Annotated in this window: 17 protein-coding genes and 1 pseudogene; 8 read left to right on the top strand and 10 right to left on the bottom strand. The window is 58.2% G+C overall.

All coding sequences use genetic code 11. The features are described 5' to 3' along the window. Positions 1–435, bottom strand: a 435-nt coding sequence (locus RTY00_RS04130) for an ABC transporter ATP-binding protein (RefSeq protein WP_312663499.1), incomplete at its 3' end; no start/stop codon positions are given. A gap of 177 nt (positions 436–612) precedes the next feature. Then, positions 613–1275 (bottom strand): GntR family transcriptional regulator, encoded by a 663-nt coding sequence (locus tag RTY00_RS04125; protein WP_154193382.1) that lies wholly within the window; start codon positions 1273–1275, stop codon positions 613–615. Between the two features lie 168 nt (positions 1276–1443). Between RTY00_RS04125 and RTY00_RS04120 the strand changes: the two genes are divergently transcribed. From RTY00_RS04120 to RTY00_RS04090, 7 genes are read left to right on the top strand one after another with little or no spacing between them, the layout of a single operon-like run. Continuing rightward, positions 1444–2934, top strand: a complete 1491-nt coding sequence (locus RTY00_RS04120) for an ABC transporter substrate-binding protein (protein WP_312663498.1) — start codon at positions 1444–1446, stop codon at positions 2932–2934. Next, a complete protein-coding gene (locus RTY00_RS04115) occupies positions 2931–3791 on the top strand; it encodes an ABC transporter permease (RefSeq protein ID WP_312663497.1) in 861 nt (286 codons plus the stop codon). The genes RTY00_RS04120 and RTY00_RS04115 overlap by 4 nt, the downstream gene beginning before the upstream one ends. A gap of 1 nt (position 3792) precedes the next feature. Beyond that, entirely contained in the window at positions 3793–4707 is a 915-nt protein-coding gene (locus tag RTY00_RS04110) for an ABC transporter permease (RefSeq protein WP_008104058.1), read from the top strand. Continuing rightward, complete coding sequence (locus tag RTY00_RS04105) at positions 4704–6107, top strand: M20/M25/M40 family metallo-hydrolase (RefSeq protein WP_312663496.1); 1404 nt, start codon at positions 4704–4706, stop codon at positions 6105–6107. Before RTY00_RS04110 ends, RTY00_RS04105 begins: the two co-directional genes overlap by 4 nt. Then, on the top strand, positions 6107–7105 hold the full coding sequence (locus RTY00_RS04100) for a 1-aminocyclopropane-1-carboxylate deaminase/D-cysteine desulfhydrase (protein ID WP_154156084.1): 999 nt from the start codon (positions 6107–6109) through the stop codon (positions 7103–7105). The genes RTY00_RS04105 and RTY00_RS04100 overlap by 1 nt, the downstream gene beginning before the upstream one ends. Beyond that, complete coding sequence (locus tag RTY00_RS04095) at positions 7105–8088, top strand: ornithine cyclodeaminase (RefSeq protein WP_312663495.1); 984 nt, start codon at positions 7105–7107, stop codon at positions 8086–8088. The genes RTY00_RS04100 and RTY00_RS04095 overlap by 1 nt, the downstream gene beginning before the upstream one ends. Next, positions 8078–8896: a rhodanese-like domain-containing protein gene (locus RTY00_RS04090; RefSeq protein WP_312663494.1), complete on the top strand. Its 819-nt coding sequence runs from the start codon at positions 8078–8080 to the stop codon at positions 8894–8896. The genes RTY00_RS04095 and RTY00_RS04090 overlap by 11 nt, the downstream gene beginning before the upstream one ends. Here the strand turns inward: RTY00_RS04090 and RTY00_RS04085 are convergent. Both RTY00_RS04085 and RTY00_RS04080 read right to left on the bottom strand, forming a co-directional pair. Continuing rightward, positions 8882–10489, bottom strand: coding sequence for an ABC transporter ATP-binding protein (locus tag RTY00_RS04085; RefSeq protein ID WP_312663493.1), 1608 nt, complete (start codon positions 10487–10489; stop codon positions 8882–8884). The genes RTY00_RS04090 and RTY00_RS04085 overlap by 15 nt on opposite strands. Before the next feature lie 110 nt (positions 10490–10599). Further along, the gene (locus tag RTY00_RS04080; protein ID WP_312663492.1) at positions 10600–11496 is read right to left on the bottom strand and encodes a LysR substrate-binding domain-containing protein; all 897 of its coding nucleotides are present in this window, start codon (positions 11494–11496) and stop codon (positions 10600–10602) included. Between the two features lie 107 nt (positions 11497–11603). Here RTY00_RS04080 and RTY00_RS04075 point away from each other — a divergent pair, with 107 nt between their 5' ends. Next, a complete protein-coding gene (locus RTY00_RS04075; RefSeq protein WP_312663490.1) occupies positions 11604–12185 on the top strand; it encodes a nuclear transport factor 2 family protein in 582 nt (193 codons plus the stop codon). Here the strand turns inward: RTY00_RS04075 and RTY00_RS04070 are convergent, their stop codons facing one another. From RTY00_RS04070 to RTY00_RS04045, 6 genes and pseudogenes are all read right to left on the bottom strand, one after another. Beyond that, complete coding sequence (locus tag RTY00_RS04070; RefSeq protein ID WP_008104043.1) at positions 12186–13160, bottom strand: sugar-binding transcriptional regulator; 975 nt, start codon at positions 13158–13160, stop codon at positions 12186–12188. A 194-nt stretch (positions 13161–13354) separates the two neighbouring features. Continuing rightward, positions 13355–14212, bottom strand: coding sequence for a phosphogluconate dehydrogenase C-terminal domain-containing protein (locus RTY00_RS04065; RefSeq protein WP_179450960.1), 858 nt, complete (start codon positions 14210–14212; stop codon positions 13355–13357). 4 nt (positions 14213–14216) lie between these two features. Next, entirely contained in the window at positions 14217–15026 is an 810-nt protein-coding gene (locus RTY00_RS04060; protein WP_258145084.1) for a sugar phosphate isomerase/epimerase family protein, read from the bottom strand. After that, positions 15023–15799, bottom strand: a complete 777-nt coding sequence (locus RTY00_RS04055) for a triose-phosphate isomerase family protein (RefSeq protein WP_312663489.1) — start codon at positions 15797–15799, stop codon at positions 15023–15025. The genes RTY00_RS04060 and RTY00_RS04055 overlap by 4 nt, the downstream gene beginning before the upstream one ends. Positions 15800–15802: 3 nt before the next feature. After that, positions 15803–17548, bottom strand: coding sequence for a dihydroxyacetone kinase family protein (locus RTY00_RS04050; RefSeq protein ID WP_312663488.1), 1746 nt, complete (start codon positions 17546–17548; stop codon positions 15803–15805). A gap of 1 nt (position 17549) precedes the next feature. Further along, positions 17550–17936, bottom strand: a pseudogene (locus RTY00_RS04045) (MFS transporter); the annotation flags it as partial.

Raw genomic sequence — 17936 nt, 5'->3', positions numbered from 1 at the left:
GCCCAGCGCCACGCGCTGCTGCTGTCCGCCGGAGAGCTGCGACGGCAGACGATCCAGCAGCTTATCCAGTTCCATCAGCTTACTGACGTTATCGAGGCGTGCAGCAAACGACAGCTTCTCCTCACCGCGCGCTTTCAAACCAAACAACAGGTTTTCTCGCACGTTGAGATGGGGAAACAGCGCGTAGGACTGAAACACCATCGACAGCTTGCGCTGCGACGGCGGCAGATGGGTGATATCGGCGTGTTTAAAGTGGATCGCCCCGCGATCGGCCGTTTCCAGGCCGGCAATGGTGCGTAGCAGCGTCGATTTACCGCAGCCCGATGGACCGAGCAGCGCGACAAACGAGCCTTCTGCCGCGTCGAAGCTGATGTCGTCCAGGGCGATTTTCTCGCCCCAGGCTTTAGTGATGTGATGAAGCGAAAGGTGGCTCATGCATCCGCAATCCAGAAATCAGAATGGCGGTAAGCTAGCGGAAGGAAATGAAGGATTTATGTCACTGCAGTGACCGGGCGGTTAAAGGAGACATCGGCGGTCACCATAAATGGCGACCCTACGGGAACCCACCCGTATTTCGTAGGGTCGTCATTTATGACGACCTTCTAACATGAATCACTGATCAAAATAATGCTGCTTCAGAATCGCCGCCCCATCATCAATCGCTTTCATCAAAATCTTTTCACTGGTAACGCCATCACCCGCCTGCAACGCTTCCAGCAGATGATCATAATTATGATGCCCATTCACCACCTCGGCCGGTTGCGGATAGAGATAGTTAAAGCACGGACCGATCTGCACCCAAAGCTGTTCAATCAGCGCTTCAAGCGTGGGCATTTGCGCATAGCCATACAGCGTAAAACGAAACGCGCGATTGGCTTCGAGCGCCAAGGCTGCATCGCCGCTTAACTTGGCCTGCATAAAGCTGACGCAGAGTTTTTTCAGCTCGGAAAGCTGTTTTTTTCCCACAAAGGGCGTCGCCGTCCTCACCGCTAAACCTTCAAGCTGCTTACGAATTAGCGTGATTTCCTCGAAGCGCTGCAGTGACATTTCCGGCACCAAAAAGGCGGCGGCGGGCGTAGCATCCAGCGCGCCGGCAGAAACCAGACGCAATAAGGCTTCACGCACCGGCGTGATGCTGGTACCCAATTGCGCCGCCAGATCGCGCGTCACCAGCCGTGCGCCAGGTTTTAACTTGCCGACAATCAGCGCGCTGCGCAGTGACGATTCCACCTGCGCGGTCAAACTCATGCGCTGCGCTTTATCCATTTCGATCATTTTTTGTGAGCCCTTTACCGAAATCCGCAAATGGTAAGTTATTTTTAATGTTTTATTGCCAACCAGCCAGATTATAGGATATATCATGTATTACAAATAAGCACAGTCTTGATTCTGGCCGCAGCCACTCTTTTCACTACCTTGCCCTGGCAATTTTTGGAAAACGTTATGAGACTACCTGCAGTGAAGTTTGTCACTACCGCGTTGCTATTTGCTCTGATGCCTGCTGTACAGGCGGCAGAACTGACCATTGGCCAACCCACGTCTGCCACGGCGATGGATCCCGGCTTTCTTAAAGAATCTGCCACGCTGGTAGATAACATCTTCGATACCTTAGTGCGCCGTGCCGATGACATGTCATTGCAGCCGGGCTTAGCCACTGAGTGGAAAGCGATTAACGAAACCACCTGGCAATTTACCCTGCGCCAGGGCGTGAAATTTACCGATGGCGAGCCGGTGAACGCCGAAGCGGTGAAATTCTCCATCGATCGTATTTTAGACCCCGCCAATCACGCGCCGACGATTTCCTATATCCGCACCATCAAATCGGTGGACGTGATCAACGATTATCAGGTGCAGATCCACACCAACGGCCCGGATCCTCTGCTGCCGACGCGCATGAGCCGCTATCCGGCTTACATTGTGCCACCCGCGTACGTGAAGAAAGTCGGTGCCAGCGAGTTTGCACGCAAGCCCGTGGGCAGCGGCGCTTACAAGCTGGACAGCTTTATCCCGGACGAAAAAGTGGTGATGGTCGCCAATGAAACTTACTGGCGTGGCAAACCGGCGATTGATCGCGTTACCTGGCGTCCAATTCCCGAAGCTACCGCGCGCCTTACCGCGCTGCTGACCGGCGAAGTGCAGCTAATTGAAAGCGTGCCAGCCGATTTAGTGCCCGCGTTGAAAAATCGCCCCAACGTCGAGCTGGAACAGGTGAAAGGCGGCGGGTTAACGATTTACCTTGGCCTTAAAGATGATGAGAAACCGCTGAATGATGTGCGCGTCCGTCAGGCGCTTTCGCTGGCGTTGAATCGTCAGGCTTATACCCAACAACTGCTGCACGGTTTCGGTACGCCAACCGGCACCATGGCCGGTGCGAATGACTTCGGTTATCTGGCGGTTCCGGCTACCGCGCAGGATGTGGCGAAAGCCAAGTCACTGCTAGCCGAAGCCGGTTACGCTAACGGCTTTACCCTGCGCTTCCAGGCGCCGCGCCGCTACATTGCCAGCGCCGATGTAGCGCAAGCCATCGTGCAGGATTTAGCCGCAATTGGCGTGAAGGCCGAGCTGGAAGTGCCGGAATGGTCGGTTTACACCCAGCAGGTCGCATCACAGAAACAGGCTCCGATGTATATGCTGGCGTGGGGCTCAACCCAAACGCTGGATGCCGATGCCGCGCTGTTCCCGATTCTGCGCAGCGGCGAGCCCTATTCCACCGTGCATGATGCTGAGCTGGATAAGTTGCTCGATCAAAGCCGCCAGATTGTTGATCCCGTTGCACGCAAAAAGGTGTTAGAGCAGATTCAGCAACGCGTCGCGGAACAACAGCCGCTGCTGCCGCTGTATCGTGAAGACACCTTGTATGCACACAGCACCTCGCTCAACTTCAAAGGCCGCGTCGATGCCCGCATCCCGCTGTTTGATCTGAGGCTGAAATGATTTCACCGGGCGCCGTGCTGCAGCGCCGTCCGCGCCGCCTGATTTACGGCGATGCGGTGATCGGCAGCCTTTTGCTGATCGTGGTGATTGCCGCGGCGCTGCTCTCTCCGTGGCTGCCGTTGCCCGATGCCTTAAGTAACAACCTTAATGAGATGTTCCTGCCGCCGGGTTCGCCCGGTGCGCAAGCCACGCATTGGCTCGGCACTGATCAACTGGGCCGCGATCTGCTGGCGCGCATTCTCTCCGGCACGCGCTTGTCGCTGCTGGTGGTATTGGTCGCGGCGGCGATTGGCGCGGTGATTGGCGTCGCGCTCGGCATGATTACCGGTTATGCCGGCGGTTGGGTTGATGCGCTGATCATGCGCCTGATCGACATCCAGCTGGCGGTACCGTTTATTCTATTGATTTTGCTGGTGATTGCGCTGATGGGCGCATCACTCACCAACATCATTGTGATTATGGGCTGCACCAGTTGGGCGATTTATGCCCGCGTGGCGCGTGCCAAAACCTTAGAAATTCGTGAGCTGGAATACATTCAGGCGGTGCGCGCCATGGGCTTTTCGCCGCTGCGCGTGCTGCTACGGCATATCCTGCCCAATCTGCTGACGCCGCTGGTGGTGCTGCTGACGCTGGATATCCCACGTTTGATCGTGCTCGAAGCCTCAGTCGGATTTCTTGGCATGGGCATTCAGCCGCCCACACCGACGCTGGGCAACTTAATTGGCGAAGGTCGCTCGTACATGCTGCTGTCGCAATGGCTGGTGCTCTATCCCGGTCTGGTGATTGCGGCGCTGGTGATTGGCTGCAACCTGCTCGGCGATGCGCTGTTACGTCGCACGCACACAAGGCTGGATTAAGATGCTGAACATTCTGCTCAATCGCCTTGGCCAATCAGTACTAGTGCTGCTTGGCGTGTCGCTGCTGATTTTCTTCAGCCTGCACATGACGGGCGATCCGGCGGCGCTGATGATGCCGCCCGGTTCCAGCCAGCAGGAGATTGATACGTTCCGTCACAGCATGGGCTTTGATCGTCCGTTGCTGTGGCAATACAGCCACTATCTTGGCGGCGTGCTGCACGGCGATTTTGGTGAATCTCTGCGCTACAGCCAGCCGGTATTGGCGCTGATTGCCGAACGCTTGCCCGCGACAGCGCTGCTGGCGGTGAGTGCGCTGGCGTGGAGCTCGCTGCTCGGTCTGCTGCTGGGCATTATCAGCGCCCTGCGACCCCATAGCATTTGGGATTTGCTGTGCCGCCTGCTGGCCTTCTCTGGTCAGGCGATTCCGGTGTTCTGGCTTGGTCTGCTGCTGATTCTGCTGTTTAGCCTGAAGTTACAGTGGCTGCCTTCCAGCGGTTACGGCACTTTCGCCGCGCTGGTGATGCCCGCACTCAGCCTTGGTGCGTTTTACATGAGCGCCGTAGCACGCTTGACGCGCGCCAGCCTGCTGGATGTGCTGCAACAGGATTATATCCGCACCGCGCGCGCCAAAGGGCTGAGCGCCTGGCGCATTGTAGTACGCCATGGTTTACGTAACGCGCTGATTCCGGTGATCACCGTACAAGGCATGTATTTCGCCTCGCTGCTCGGCGGCGCATTGGTAACAGAGATTATTTTTGCCTGGCCGGGCATTGGTCGTCTGGCGATTCAGGCGATTCAAAACCGCGACTTCCCGCTGGTGCAGGCGATTGTGTTGCTCGCTGCGGTGGTGTTTGTGGCGATCAATTTGCTGATCGACCTGCTCTATCTGGTGCTGAACCCGAGGATTCGTTTATGAGTCGCCTTGATGCCACGCTTGAACTGCTGAGTGAACTGACGCGCTGGCCGAGCGTGGCCGGTCAGTTATCCTCGCAGCGCGGGTTGGCTTCCTGGCTGGAACAGTGGATGGTGGAGCAACTCGACGCCAGCGTGATTTATCCGGTGGCGGCGCAAACCGACAATTCTCCGCCGCTGGTGCATGTGCGCATTGATAACGGCAGCGCCAAAACCGTGGTGCTGTACAACATGTATGACGTGATGCCGGCGGATGATGCCGGTTGGGATGTGCCGCCGTTTGTCGGTGGCGTGTGTCACTGGGACGAATTTGGCGCGGTCTTTGTCGGACGCGGCGCAGAGAACAATAAAGGCCCGGTCGCCGCCCTACTAATCCTGCTGCGCGAACTGCAGCAGAACCATCAGCTCGATTTCAATATTGAAATCCTGCTCGAAGGTGAAGAGGAAATCGGCAGCGGCGCACTGCGGCGTTATCTGGCGCAGCAGCCTTGCCCGATCGCGCCCGCTGAAGCGGTGCTGTTCCCATCACTGTGCGAATACGGTGGCGGCGCACCGCGCGTCTATCTCGGCTTTACCGGATTGGCCAGCGGACGTCTCAGCGTCAACGGCGGCGCATGGGGCGGACCTTCCTCCGCGATTCATGCCAGCAATGCCGGTTGGATCGCCAATCCGGCGTGGCGCTTAGTGCAGGCATTAGATGCCATCGCACCTGCAGAACACAGCGGCGTACTGGCGTGTCACGCCACGGACGATGAGGCGAATCAGTTATTGGCGACCTTAGCCGCCGAATTCAGCATCGATGATGAACTGAAGTTCCGTCGCAGCCAGCGCCTGATGATTGAAGGCGACACGCTGAGCTGCTTGCAAACGCTGCTCGGCAGCGCGGTCTTGACGCTGGCTGAACTGCACAGCGATCCGCCGGGCGGACGTGGCGTCATCCCGTTCTGTGCCAGCGCGGAACTGGCGTTTCGCATTCCGCCGGGTTTCGATCAGGACGCGATGATTGAAGCCGCGCAGCAGCGCCTGGCGCAAGCCGATTTAGCCGGCAGCGAACTGCAACTGTTCGATCGTTATCCCGGCGTGCGCTTTAGCCGCAACGCCAGCGGCGTCGATGCTTTGATCGCCAGCTATCAAACGCTAGGCGCGGCACCGCAAATCTGGCCGTGGGCGCCGGGCTGTGCGCCCGCTTACGCTTTCGCGGCCGTCGCGCCCGCCTTTCTGATTGGCGGATTAGGCCACGGCGGCAACGCCCACGCCGTCAATGAGTTTGTCACGCTGGCGGGACTCGAACGCTTCCAGCAATCCATGAGCTTATGGCTCAACGCATTCAATGATTCGGCCATTGGCCGGGTCGCGCCACACCAGGGAAACACCGCAGTACATAAAAATATAGGTAACACATAATGAAATCAGTTGAAGAGTTTGAACGCGTTCCGCTCGGCTTCTTCCCCACGCCTCACGAGCCGCTGCCGCGGCTCAGTGAGGCACTTGGGATTACGCTGACGATCAAACGTGATGACTACAGTGGCTTCGGCGGCGGCGGCAACAAAGTCCGCAAGCTGGAGTATCTGATGGCGGAGGCCTGCAAAACAGGCGTGAATGTGGTGATCACCACCGGCGGGCATCAGTCGAACCACGCCCGCATGGTGGCCGCCGCCGCACGCAAGTTTGGTATGCGTCCGGTGCTGGTGCTGCGGGGCAATCCGCCCGCAAGCTGGCAAGGTAATCTGCTGCTGGACAAGCTGTTCGGGGCCGAGGTGCAGTTCCTCGATCCCGACGGCTACTTCACGCAGATTGAAGGTGCGATGCAGGCGCACGCTGATGCGGCTGTCGCGCAAGGTGAAACCCCAATGATTATTCCGCTGGGTGGCGCAACGCCACTCGGCGCATTGGGTTATGTACGCGCAGTGGAAGAGATTGCGGCGCAGCTGGCACCCAGCCAGACGCCCGCGCCCGATTTCATCGTCGCGCCCACCGGTTCCGGCGGCACGCTGGCGGGATTGCATGTCGGTACGCGCCGCTATTGGCCCGATACCAGGGTGATTGGTGTGAGCGTTAGCGCCAAAGCCGACTGGTTCCAGCCGCGCATAGCCGGCATGGCGCAGGATTGTGCCGATCTGCTGCAATGGCCGCAGCAGTGGCAGCCGGAGGATATCTGGATTGAAGATGGTTATGTCGGTCAGGCGTACGGCGTGCCATCGGACGGCGGCATTGCCGCCATCTACAAACTCGCCCAGCTGGAAGGCGTGCTGCTGGATCCGGTCTACACCGGCAAAGCGATGCACGGCCTGTTCTCGCTGGTCGAACAAGGGCGCATTCCGCAGGGTTCGCGCGTTACCTTTGTGCATTGTGGCGGTTCTCCGGCGCTCTATCCCTTCGCCGATCGCCTGCTGGAGCAGTAATGGAAGCGTTATTGCGTGTACTGGATGAAGCCACCGTCGCGCAATTAGGCGGCGGCGATGTCGCTCTGGCGCTGGAAGACGTCAAAGCGGTGATTCGCCTGATGCGTCTCGGCGAGGCGCAAATGCCCGCTGAAAATCACATCGACCTCGGTACGCCGCTCGGTAAAGCTTATGCCTTACCGGCGCGCGTTGGCGGCACCTACAACGCTGCGGGCGTAAAGTGGACGGCGCATCGTCCACAGCGACCCGATGCGCTACCCGCCGCCTTAGCCTTAACCCTGATTAACGATGCACAGAGCGGTATTCCGCGCGGTTTGCTGGCCAGCGGCGCATTAACCGCTGCACGCACCGCGGCGGTGAGTGCGCTGGCGTTACAGCTGGCCGCGCCGCGTCCGGTGAAACGCGTGCTGCTGCTTGGCGCTGGTCTGCATGCTCAGGCGCATCTGCGCATGTTGCAGCAGCTGTTTCCGCAGCTGGAACAGATTGGCGTGTGGAATCGCTCGCCTTTTAAACTCAATGCGTTGCGCGAAGTGCAGATCGAAACTGATTTGCCGCTCGCCCTGGCGCAGCCTTATGACGCGGTGCTGACCTGCACCAGCGCCGACCAGCCGATTATTGATGCCGCAGCGGTCCAGCCAGGCAGGATCATTGTGCAAATCGGCTATCACGAAGTCAGTTTCGCCGCCATCAAAGCCAGCAGCAAGGTGGTGGTTGATGCGTGGGGCGATTTTGCCCAGCGCAGCGCTAAAAGCCTGTTCCAGATGTTCCGCGCCGGTGAATTTGGTGAGCAGGATGTGGCGGCCGATCTCGCCGCGCTGCTGCTGGATAACTGGCGTCCACAGCCCGATGACAGCGTCTACTTCTCCTCGTTTGGCCTCAACGTGTTTGATATCGCCCTCGCCGCCCGCGTGTTGCAGGCCGCCGAGCACGACGAACTCGGTTCGTTGCAGTCGCTGTTTTCAGGAGTTCTGCATGATCATTGATGTGCTTTCACTGCATCAGCGCCAGGCAAAAGGCGAAGCGTTTCTGCTGATCGACGTGCGCGAGTTCGCCGACTGGCAACGCGCCACCTTGCCCGGTGCGCAGCACTGTAACGTCTACGACTATTTTATTGAGGATTGCAGCGAGGCAGGTTTAGCGGTGATGGCTGCAGAAGCCGCCACCGCGCTGCAACCGATGTTTACCGCCTATCCCAACGCCACGCCGGTGTTTTTCGAACAGCAGGTTGGCATGCGTTCGCCGCGTGGGGCCTGGTTCGCCTGGCTGCTGAAGCGTGATGATGCGCTGATTCTGGATGGCGGCGTGGAGGCGTGGATTGCAGCAGGCTATGAACTCAGTCCGGGATTGGGATTAAGCCGCACCGTGGCGCATCCACCCGCAGCAAACGCACCCGCGTGGAGTCGCGAGCTGGTGTGCAGCCGTGAACAGGTATTAGCAGCAGATGGCGTGAATGTGGTCAACGTGGATGCACGTCGCCTCAGCGAATTTGACGGCAGCTTTGCGCATGCCTGCTGCCAGCGCGCTGGGCGGATTCCGCACTCTCAGCTGCTGTTTTGGGAAGACGTTGTAGCCAACGGCCATTTCTTATCAGCGCAGCAGATTGCCGCTCGCGCCGAGGCTGCTGGATTGAGTAAAGACGCAAAGTTGCAGGTTTATTGCCATCGCGGAGCCCGCGCCGCCACGGTGTTGGCGGCGTTGAAGCTGGCGGGCTATCCCCATGTTTCGGTGTATGTCGGTTCCTGGCACGAATGGGCTGAACATCTCGAACTGCCGCTGTTACACGGCAGCTGATCGCAGCGCCAGCGCCTGCTGAACGTCCGGCGCAGCGGCGAGCAGTTGGCGCGTGTAATTATCCTGCGGATGATTAATCACGCTGGCGGTCGCGCCAGACTCCATAATCCTGCCGTGATACATCACCACCACGCGATCGCACAACTGACGCACCGCGCTAAGGTCGTGGCTGATAAACAGCACCGATAATCCCAGTTTGTGGCGTAAATCATTAAACAGCGCCAGAATCTGCCCGCGCACTGATAAATCCAGTGCCGCCACCGCTTCATCCGCCACCAGCAACTTCGGCTCCATCGCCAGCGCGCGCGCAATGGCAATTCGCTGACGCTGACCACCGGAAAACGCGCCCGGCAGACGTCCGGCATGTTCGGCCTTCAATCCTACCAATGCCAGCAGCTCTTTAACCCGCTCATCCACCGCCGCGCCTTTGCGCAGTTGCCAGACGCGCAGCGGTTCGGCGATCTGCTCACCGACCGGAATTTTGGGATTCAAACTGGCGTAAGGGTCCTGAAAAATGATCTGTGCGTGACGACGTAACGTATTCAGCTGGCGCCCTTGCAAATGCTGCCCCTGAAAATGTACCTCGCCACCATCTGCCGTAATCAAGCCAATCGCCGCGCTGCCCAGGGTGGTTTTGCCTGAACCGGATTCGCCAATCAGCCCGACGATCTCGCCCTGCGCAATCGACAGATTGGCCGGATGCAAAACGGTTTGCCGTTTGGCGGGCCACAGCGGCATGCGGCGCGGCAGCGGATAGCTTTTACTGATGTCACGCAGCACCAGCAGCGGCGGCTGTTCAACCGGCGCAATTGCCTCAGGGATTTGCGTCGCTGAAGCGGCAATCAATTTGCGTGTGTAAGGGTGCGTTGGCGCGCCGAGCGTGCTCAGCACCGCGCCCTGTTCAACCAGCTGCCCTTGCTGCATCACGCAGACGCGATCGGCGTAGCGCGCCACCACCGAGAGATCGTGGGTGATCAATAAGATCCCCATGCCCATCTCTTGTTGCAGTTCCTGCAGCAGCGCCAGAATCTGCGCCTGAATGGTGACGTCCAGCGCGGTGGTCGGTTCATCCGCAATCAATAATTCCGGTTGACCGCTAATAGCGCTGGCGATCATCACACGCTGCCGCATGCCGCCCGACAGCTGATGAATATACTGTCGCGCACGCTGCGCGGGATTGACGATGCCAACGCGGTCCAGCAGCGCTATCGCTTCCTGCTGCGCCTGTTTCCAGCTGAACTGACGATGCCGCACCAGCACTTCGGCAATCTGCTCACCAATACGCAGCGTGGGATTCATGCTGGTCATTGGTTCCTGAAACACCGTCGCGATGCGACAACCGCGCAATTGCCGGGTTGTGCGCGCATCCAGCGGTTCGCCATTAAACACCACGCGGCCACCACTCTGCTGCACGCCCGCAGGCAGCAAGCTCATCAGCGCCAGCGACGTTAAGGTTTTGCCGGATCCCGACTCGCCGACTAACGCCAGGATTTCCTTGCGATCAAGATCAAAAGAGACGTTATCCACCAGCAAGCGCTGATCGTGAGTATGCAGCGAGAGGTTTTCAACCGAGAGCAAGCGCGCGTTAGTCATCTGGCAGGGATTCTCAACAAGGAAAAATACAGGATATATCCTGAACATAGCACGAACAAGACCGTTCGGTTATGGCACTGCGCGTTGCGGAATAAGCCTGATTTAAATGGTTAAACATTTGCTTCAGTAGATATTGCCCGCGCGGTAGCAAGATACGCCAACACCGCGCCGCTGCACGCATCCTTACGACTGACCATCATTAAATTCGCCGATAACTCAACTGCGTCTAGCGTTCGATATACCACGCCGGGGATCGCCACTTGGGTTAACGGTGCTGGCACCAGCGCGATGCCCAGTCCGGCACCGGCCATCGCGAGTACGCTTAGCGTGCTGGAGATACGATGCGCGATATGTAATCTGTCACCCAACAGGCGGTCTAAAGCGGCGTCAAAATGAGAATGACCTTCATGGGTGGCGTACATAATCAGTGGCTGATGCGCCAGCATCTCAATAGTCACGCGCGGCTTCGCCGCCAGCGGATGATCGCTGGACATCACCACCACGCGTGGCCACTCGCCAATTAAGTCATACGCCAGCGCAGACGTCGGTTCTGGATGATAGTCAGGCATATAACCGACATCGAGCATGCCGTTGTTAATCGCCTCATGTTGCAGATGCGGCGCCATCTCCTGACACACCAGTTCTGCCTGCGGATAGGCGTGATGAAAGGCGCGTATGTCGCGCATCAATCTGCCGCTAAACACGGCGTTGCCAGCGAAGCCAACGCGTACGCGACCAATTTCACCGCGCATTGAACGTTCGACCACATGACGGGTGTGCTCAGCTTGCTCCAGCGTCCGTTTCGCCTCGGCTTGCAATAGCAGGCCCGCTTCGGTGAGTTCGACGCGACGACTGGTGCGTAAAAATAGCGGGCCGCCTAGCTCAGCTTCCAGCGCTTTAATCTGCATACTCAACGCAGGTTGCACAATATTCAGTCGTTGCGCCGCGCGGCCAAAATGGCCCTCTTCAGCAACAGTTAAAAAGTAGCGTAGATGACGCAATTCCATATTCGCCCCATTAATCACTAAAAATGATTGATCAGTAATTTCTATCTATTTGAGTTTAGCGTAATCAGCGCACAAACTGAACGCCGTCAACTTACAGGAGCAATAACATGCAAAACCAATTAAAGCATCGCCAACAACTCAATGACCTTATGAATTGCTGGATGCACCGCGATTTGGGCGAATGGGATCAATTACGCGATCTGTTCCACGCCGATGGCACGATAGAAATTACCTGGTTTGAAGGGCTGGCAAGTGACTTTGTCACAGGTTCAATGCGTATGGGGAAATCCGATCTTCGCACCAAACACTTCATTGCGACGCCAGCGATCACCTTCAACGCCAGTGGCAACAAAGCGATTCTTGAAACCAATGCGATGATCATTGCGGAGAATGTGCAACTGAATGTCGGCTGTGAATGCCACAACCGCTTTTATGACATGGCTGAAAAACGCGACGGCGTGTGGCGACTGGTGCGTCGCCAAAGTATTTACGATATGGGGACCTTTACCTTCCCGCTGGGTCTGGTGGAAATAGACCCCGCCGTGGTAGCGAAATATCCGCGTGAATACGCCACGCTGGCGTATTTGCTGGAGCAGAGCGGCTTCCCGTTACAGCGCGTTTTTGCTACGCGCGGCAGTGAACTGGAGCAAAACATCAAACGCGATGCTAAGCAGTGGTTGGCCGTTTAACTAAACCTTTTCCTGCGACAAACTCAAAATGGTGCGGATATTCTGCGCGGTGGTAGCGATGATATCGATCGCGCCAGTGCGCAGTGCCCCGAGGATCGCCATCGCTTTGGTATTTTCTGCGGCAATGGCGATCACGCAGGGAATTTTGCGCAGCTCATCGATGCTCAGTCCAATCACGCGATCGTTCATCACGGTATCTACATGTTGGCCTTGTGAATTAAAGAAATCATAGCCGGCGACATCGCCCGTCACGCCCTGATTAACGCTGGCGTCGATGATTTCGTGCGGCGTGAACCAGCCGAGCTTCACCATATAGCTGTTTTCATTCATGTCGCCGATACCCACCAGCGCCACATCCGCTTTACGCGCGCGGTCCAGCGTCTCTTTGATGGTGCCGTTTTGCATAAAGGCATCGCGTAGCGCGCGGTTCTCAACATAGGCGGGCGCATACAGCGTTTCGCTGATGCCGCCAAACTTCTTCGCCAGACGACGGCTGATATGGTCAGCGTTGATGGCATCGCCTGGACGATGCGTGCCGCCAATGCCGCTGATGAACAGGCAGTTACGCGTCGGCACCTGGCCGGGATAATCGGCGACAGCGGCAACGTTGCGCCCTTGCCCAACGGCGACAATGGCGTCGTCTTTCAGCGACTGTGCTAAATGTGACGACACCAGCGCGGCAACCTGACGTCGCTGCTCTTCCTGATCGGGCTGATCGAGCGCTATCAGCGCACGTTGCAGTTGTGGGAAGCGATTTTGCAGCTGTTGTTCGAGGCGGGTGCTGAAGACGGGATGGTAACGCACGTTGATTTCGACGATGCCTTCTTCGCGTGCGCGTTTGAGCAGTCGACCGACTTTAATGCGGGAAATACCAAACTTACGCGCAATCTCCTCCTGGGTGATTTCGTCCTGATAATAGGCAACAGCTATTTCCGTCAGCAGCTCGGAGTCCTGAGAAAGCGTGTTTTTTTCCATCCGTAACCTGTCTTTTTGGGTGTTATTTGAAGAAGTTGTGACCGCGCCATGTAGGGTGCGCATTCATGCGCACCTGGTCACCATAAATGGCGACCCTACAAAATGGGGCGAGATCTGACGTTGGCAGGGAGTTATATCATTGATACGACTCGCTTCGCCAGACAACAGCGCCGCGAGTCGATCGAGCATCACGCTTAGCGCTTGATGGCGTCGATTTTCAGCATACGGGCAATCACGATATCCAGCTCTTTCTGATCGAAGATCTGTTTCCAGTCAGGTTTCACAATCTTCTCACGGCCGTATTCCATGGCGATCATGCAGGCATCCGAGAACGGGTTGGTGGCGCGGAACGCCACGGCCAGCGCGATTTGAATATGGCCGTACAACATCGCTTTGGCCGCTTCTTCCGGCACGCCGCTGTGTTTCACGGTTTCGTCCAGCGCTTCTTTCATGAACGCGCCGACCATGCAGGCCACGGTTTCCACCAGCGTGGGTTCCAGATACGCCAGCTGCGTCACGGTTACCCAATGCACTTGCTCCACCGGCCCGTACATCACGCTGATCACCTTGCTCAGCTCGGCTTTCTGCTCATCAGAACCAGTTTCATAGGAAGCCGCCACGTGCTGAATCGCCGCGATACCGCCAAAGGCATCGGCATGTTCTTCTTTGGTGTAACGCTCAAGGAATACCGACGGATGGCAAGGATGCGCCACCGCGTATTCAATGCCATCGCGATGGGCGATCAGATTGGCGTAGGCCGCTGCGGGGTCCAGCGTCAGCAGAATCGCGCCCGCTTTCATCTGTGGCACCACGCCTTCAGAGACTTTGCCCAGCACAATATCCGGCACCGCCAGAATCACCACGTCGCTCAATGGCACCACGGAGGCCGCATCAGAGAGTTCGCGCCCCTGCGCGCTTACCTGCTCTTGCGCCTTAGGTGAGTTCTCACAGTAAAACACCTGGTAATCGCTTTTCTGGAAGTTGGCAGAAATACGCATACCCATTTTGCCGCCCGCGCCAATCACGGTGATGGTTTTCAGTTGCACGCTCATGTTGTTACTCCTGATCTTGTTTACTACGTAAGAATTCAACGGTGCGGCGAGTCCATTCGGCTTCTCGCTCGCAGGTCAGCGCGGCATCGTCCTGCCACGGCAACCAATGTTCGACGATTTGGTTAATGCCTTTATCCGCCGGGCGCACACTGGCGATCATCCGGTCGTAATCCAGCAAGCCTTCGCCCATCGGGCAACCGGCAAAGGTAAAGCCAACCCAGCCATCACGACGCGTGAAGGCAAAGTCTTTGATGTGCAGATTGCCGACGCGTGCGGCGGTGTTGGCAATCACCTGCTCTGGCAATTCGAGTCCGGCGACACAGTTAGCGGGATCGAGACACACGCCGAGCCACGGCGACAGGAACTTGTTGATCACCGACATCATCGCGCCGCTGTTTACCTGCTCGTATGTCTCCAGACAGAGACGCACCTGCTGGCGGGCAAAATCCGGCAACACCGCGCCAATCAGCGCGGCAGCTTCGTCGAGCGAAGGACGGTGATCGGCGGTATAGAACATCGAACGTATCACGCGCGCATCGAGGATTTCCGCCATATGCAGATAACGACGCAGATGCTCGGTACCAAGGCCGCGCGTGCCGAGCTCCAGCGTGATGCCGAGCGCATCGGCCTGCTGACGCAGCGCCAGCAGTTGTGCGTCAGACCAGCTCTCAATCGCCGGGTAGTCGCAGATTTGAAACACCGACACATCGAGATCGGCGGTCTGTTGCAGCATCTGCTCCAGAGTCAGCGGATGAGGTACTTTCGACGACATGCGCCAGAAAAAGGCGTAGGTGCTGAGTCCGATACGGCTCATGAACCGAGCTCCTGAGCCAGCTCGCTGGCTTCATCAATAATTTGTGCCAAGGCTTTGGGATCGTGGGCAAAGCGCCCCAGAAACAGGCCATTGACGTCCGCGCCAAGGCGCTGAATCAGTCCCGGACCCGCGCTGCCGCCGTAGATGATTTTGAGAGTGATGCCGGGCGGCGTGGCGAGCTGCTGCAACCCGGCGCACACTGCGCGGATGTAGCTGTCCGGTGCCGGGTACGGCGCACCAATCGCCCACTGAGGTTCATAGGCAAAGAACACTTCGCCCTTTAAGCCCTGCTGCGCCGAGTCGGCCAGCGCTTCGGCCAGCTGCTGCTGGCACAGCGCGATCGCCTGCTGCGGTTCTGCCTGCACTTCTTCGCCGATGCACAGCACCGGCGTGATACCGTGACGCAGTGACATCGCCACTTTGGCGGCGATTTGCACTTTATCTTCGTGGAAATGACGACGGCGCTCGGCGTGACCAATCTCGGCCAGCGAACAGCCTAACTCCTGCAACATGCTGGCGCTGACTTCGCCGGTCCAGGCACCGTTCTCCGCCTGGCAAACATCCTGGCCGCCGAAGCGTACTGGTGTGTCAGCGAAGATCTCTGCAGCTGCGGGAATAGCCGGATAAGCCGGTAACACAAACAAGCCCACTTCGCCGTTTTTCACCGCAGCATGGTTGGCTAATGCCGCCACGTCGCGACACCATTGCAAGGTTTGCTGGTAGCCGAAGTACATTTTCAAACTGACGCCGAGCCAGATTTTTGGCTGAGACATGCTTCAAGCTCCTTGTTCAGAGGCACTGTGTTCTTTTAGCAGATCGCCGACGGTATTGACGATCAATGCCAGCGAAATCGCTCCGGCATCCGGCGTGCCAACACTTTTTTCTGCCAGCGGACGCGCGCGCCCCATTTTTGGTACCAGCTGTGCGGTGTCCTGCGCGGCTTTATCGGCCACCTGCGCCGCCTTAAGCCAGGCATCGGTTAACGACGCGCCAGCGCTAACCGCTTCGTTGAGGCTGTCGCTAAACGGCACCAGCACATCAACCATGGTTTTATCGCCGACGCGCGCTTTACCAAAGTGCATGATGCCTTCTTTCGCTTCACGTACGCCGGTTGCCACGCGCTGCGCGTCTGGCGTCTGACGATCGCCAAGCGCGGTACCCAACGCGGTAAGCGCCACGCCCCACAATGCGCCCGACGTGCCACCGGCTTTATCGGCCCAGGCATCTGCCGCGCGGCACAGCAAGCTGCCCGCACCTGCACCACGCGCCGCAACTTCACGCGCCTTCTCAACCGCGCCCAGCACGCCGCGCTCCATGCCGATACCGTGATCGCCGTCGCCGGCCACCGCATCGATATCACCAAGACGCTCAGCGTTACGCTGTAACATTTCTGCCACTGCTTCGAGCAGCTGCAGCACGCGTTTCGCGCTCTCTTGCGATTCGGCTGTAGCTGCTGGCAAGGCTTCTTCCGTGCTTTCAACCAGTTCAGCAGCGCTTAACGGCTCGGCCACCAATACGCTGCCTTTACGATACGCAGGCGTATTGGTCGGCGCGCGCCACAAGGTTTCCAGCTGATCGTCTAGCCACATCAGCGTCAGTGACGCACCGGCCATATTGAAGCTGGTGACAAACTCACCGACGTCCGGCTCAACCACCTGCAGCTTAGCCGCCGCCAGCAGTTGCGCGACGCGACGATAGACGACAAACAGCTCTTCATATTTCACCGAGCCCAGCCCGTTGAGGATCACCGCCACGCGCTGACCTTCGGCGTGCGCGATATCGGCTGGCAATTCATTGAGCAAACGCTCCACAAAGATCTCGGCCAGCTCATCCGCGCTTGGCATGTCGGTCTCTTTGATCCCCGGCTCGCCGTGAATGCCAAGTCCCAGCGCCATGCGCCCTTTTTCCACTTCGAACAGCGGATGCGAAGCGCCTGGCAAGCTGCAACCGGAAAACGCCACGCCAAATGTACGCGTGCGGTTATTCGCGTGCTGTGCCAGCTGCAACACCTGTGATAAATCGTGACCCGCTTCAGCTGCGGCGCAGGCGGCTTTGAACACGCAGAGATCGCCTGCCACACCGCGACGCTTCTCCAGCTCATCTTTACCCGCGCTGGAGATATCGTCGGTTACTGCCAGCACTTCACAAGCGATGCCTTCCGCGCGCAGACGCTCGCAGGCCTGGCCGAAGTGCAGCACATCGCCAGCGTAGTTACCGAACATCAGCAATACGCCCGCGCCGTTATGGGCCGCACGCGCCACGTTGTAGATCTGCTGCGCCGACGGCGACGCGAATAAGTTGCCCATCGCCGCGCCGTGCGCCAGGCCTTGTCCAACCAACCCGGCGAACGCCGGATAGTGACCGGACCCGCCGCCCACAATCACCGCCACCGTATTCGGCTGGCTGCGGGTGCTGCGCACCACGCCTCCGGCGACCTGACGGACTTTATCGGCGTTGGCGGCGACAAAGCCTTCGATAAGCTCAGCGGCAAAGGCTGAAGGTTGGTTAAACAGGTACGTCATATTAATGCTCCTGAGCTAAAGAGGTCGGCTGAGACGGCGAGCGACGGCGATTAAGTAACAACATGAGGAACGCGGACAGCAGCATGAATCCACCTACCACAAACATCGGCAAGGCGTAGCTGTTAGTGGCGTCATGCAGTGCGCCGGTGATGTAGCCCGCAGAGAAGCCCGCTACGTTTCCTAAGGTGTTGATCAAGGCAATGGCTGCGGCGGCAGATGCACCGGTCAGGAATTGCGTCGGTAAGGTCCAGAAGTTCGGCAGCGCGGCGAAGATCGAGCTGGCAGTAATCGCAATCACCATGATGGTGGTGAACGGCGAATCCATATACAGCGCCAGCGGCACGCTGATGCCGCCTGCCAGCGCCGGAATGGCGATGTGCCAGGTTTT

This window comes from Pantoea sp. CTOTU49201 (assembly GCF_032054795.1).
In the GTDB taxonomy this organism is placed as follows: Bacteria; Pseudomonadota; Gammaproteobacteria; order Enterobacterales; family Enterobacteriaceae; genus Pantoea; species Pantoea symbiotica.
The sequence above is the reverse complement of the archived record's forward strand: the minus strand, read 5'-3'. Positions and strand labels throughout refer to the sequence as shown.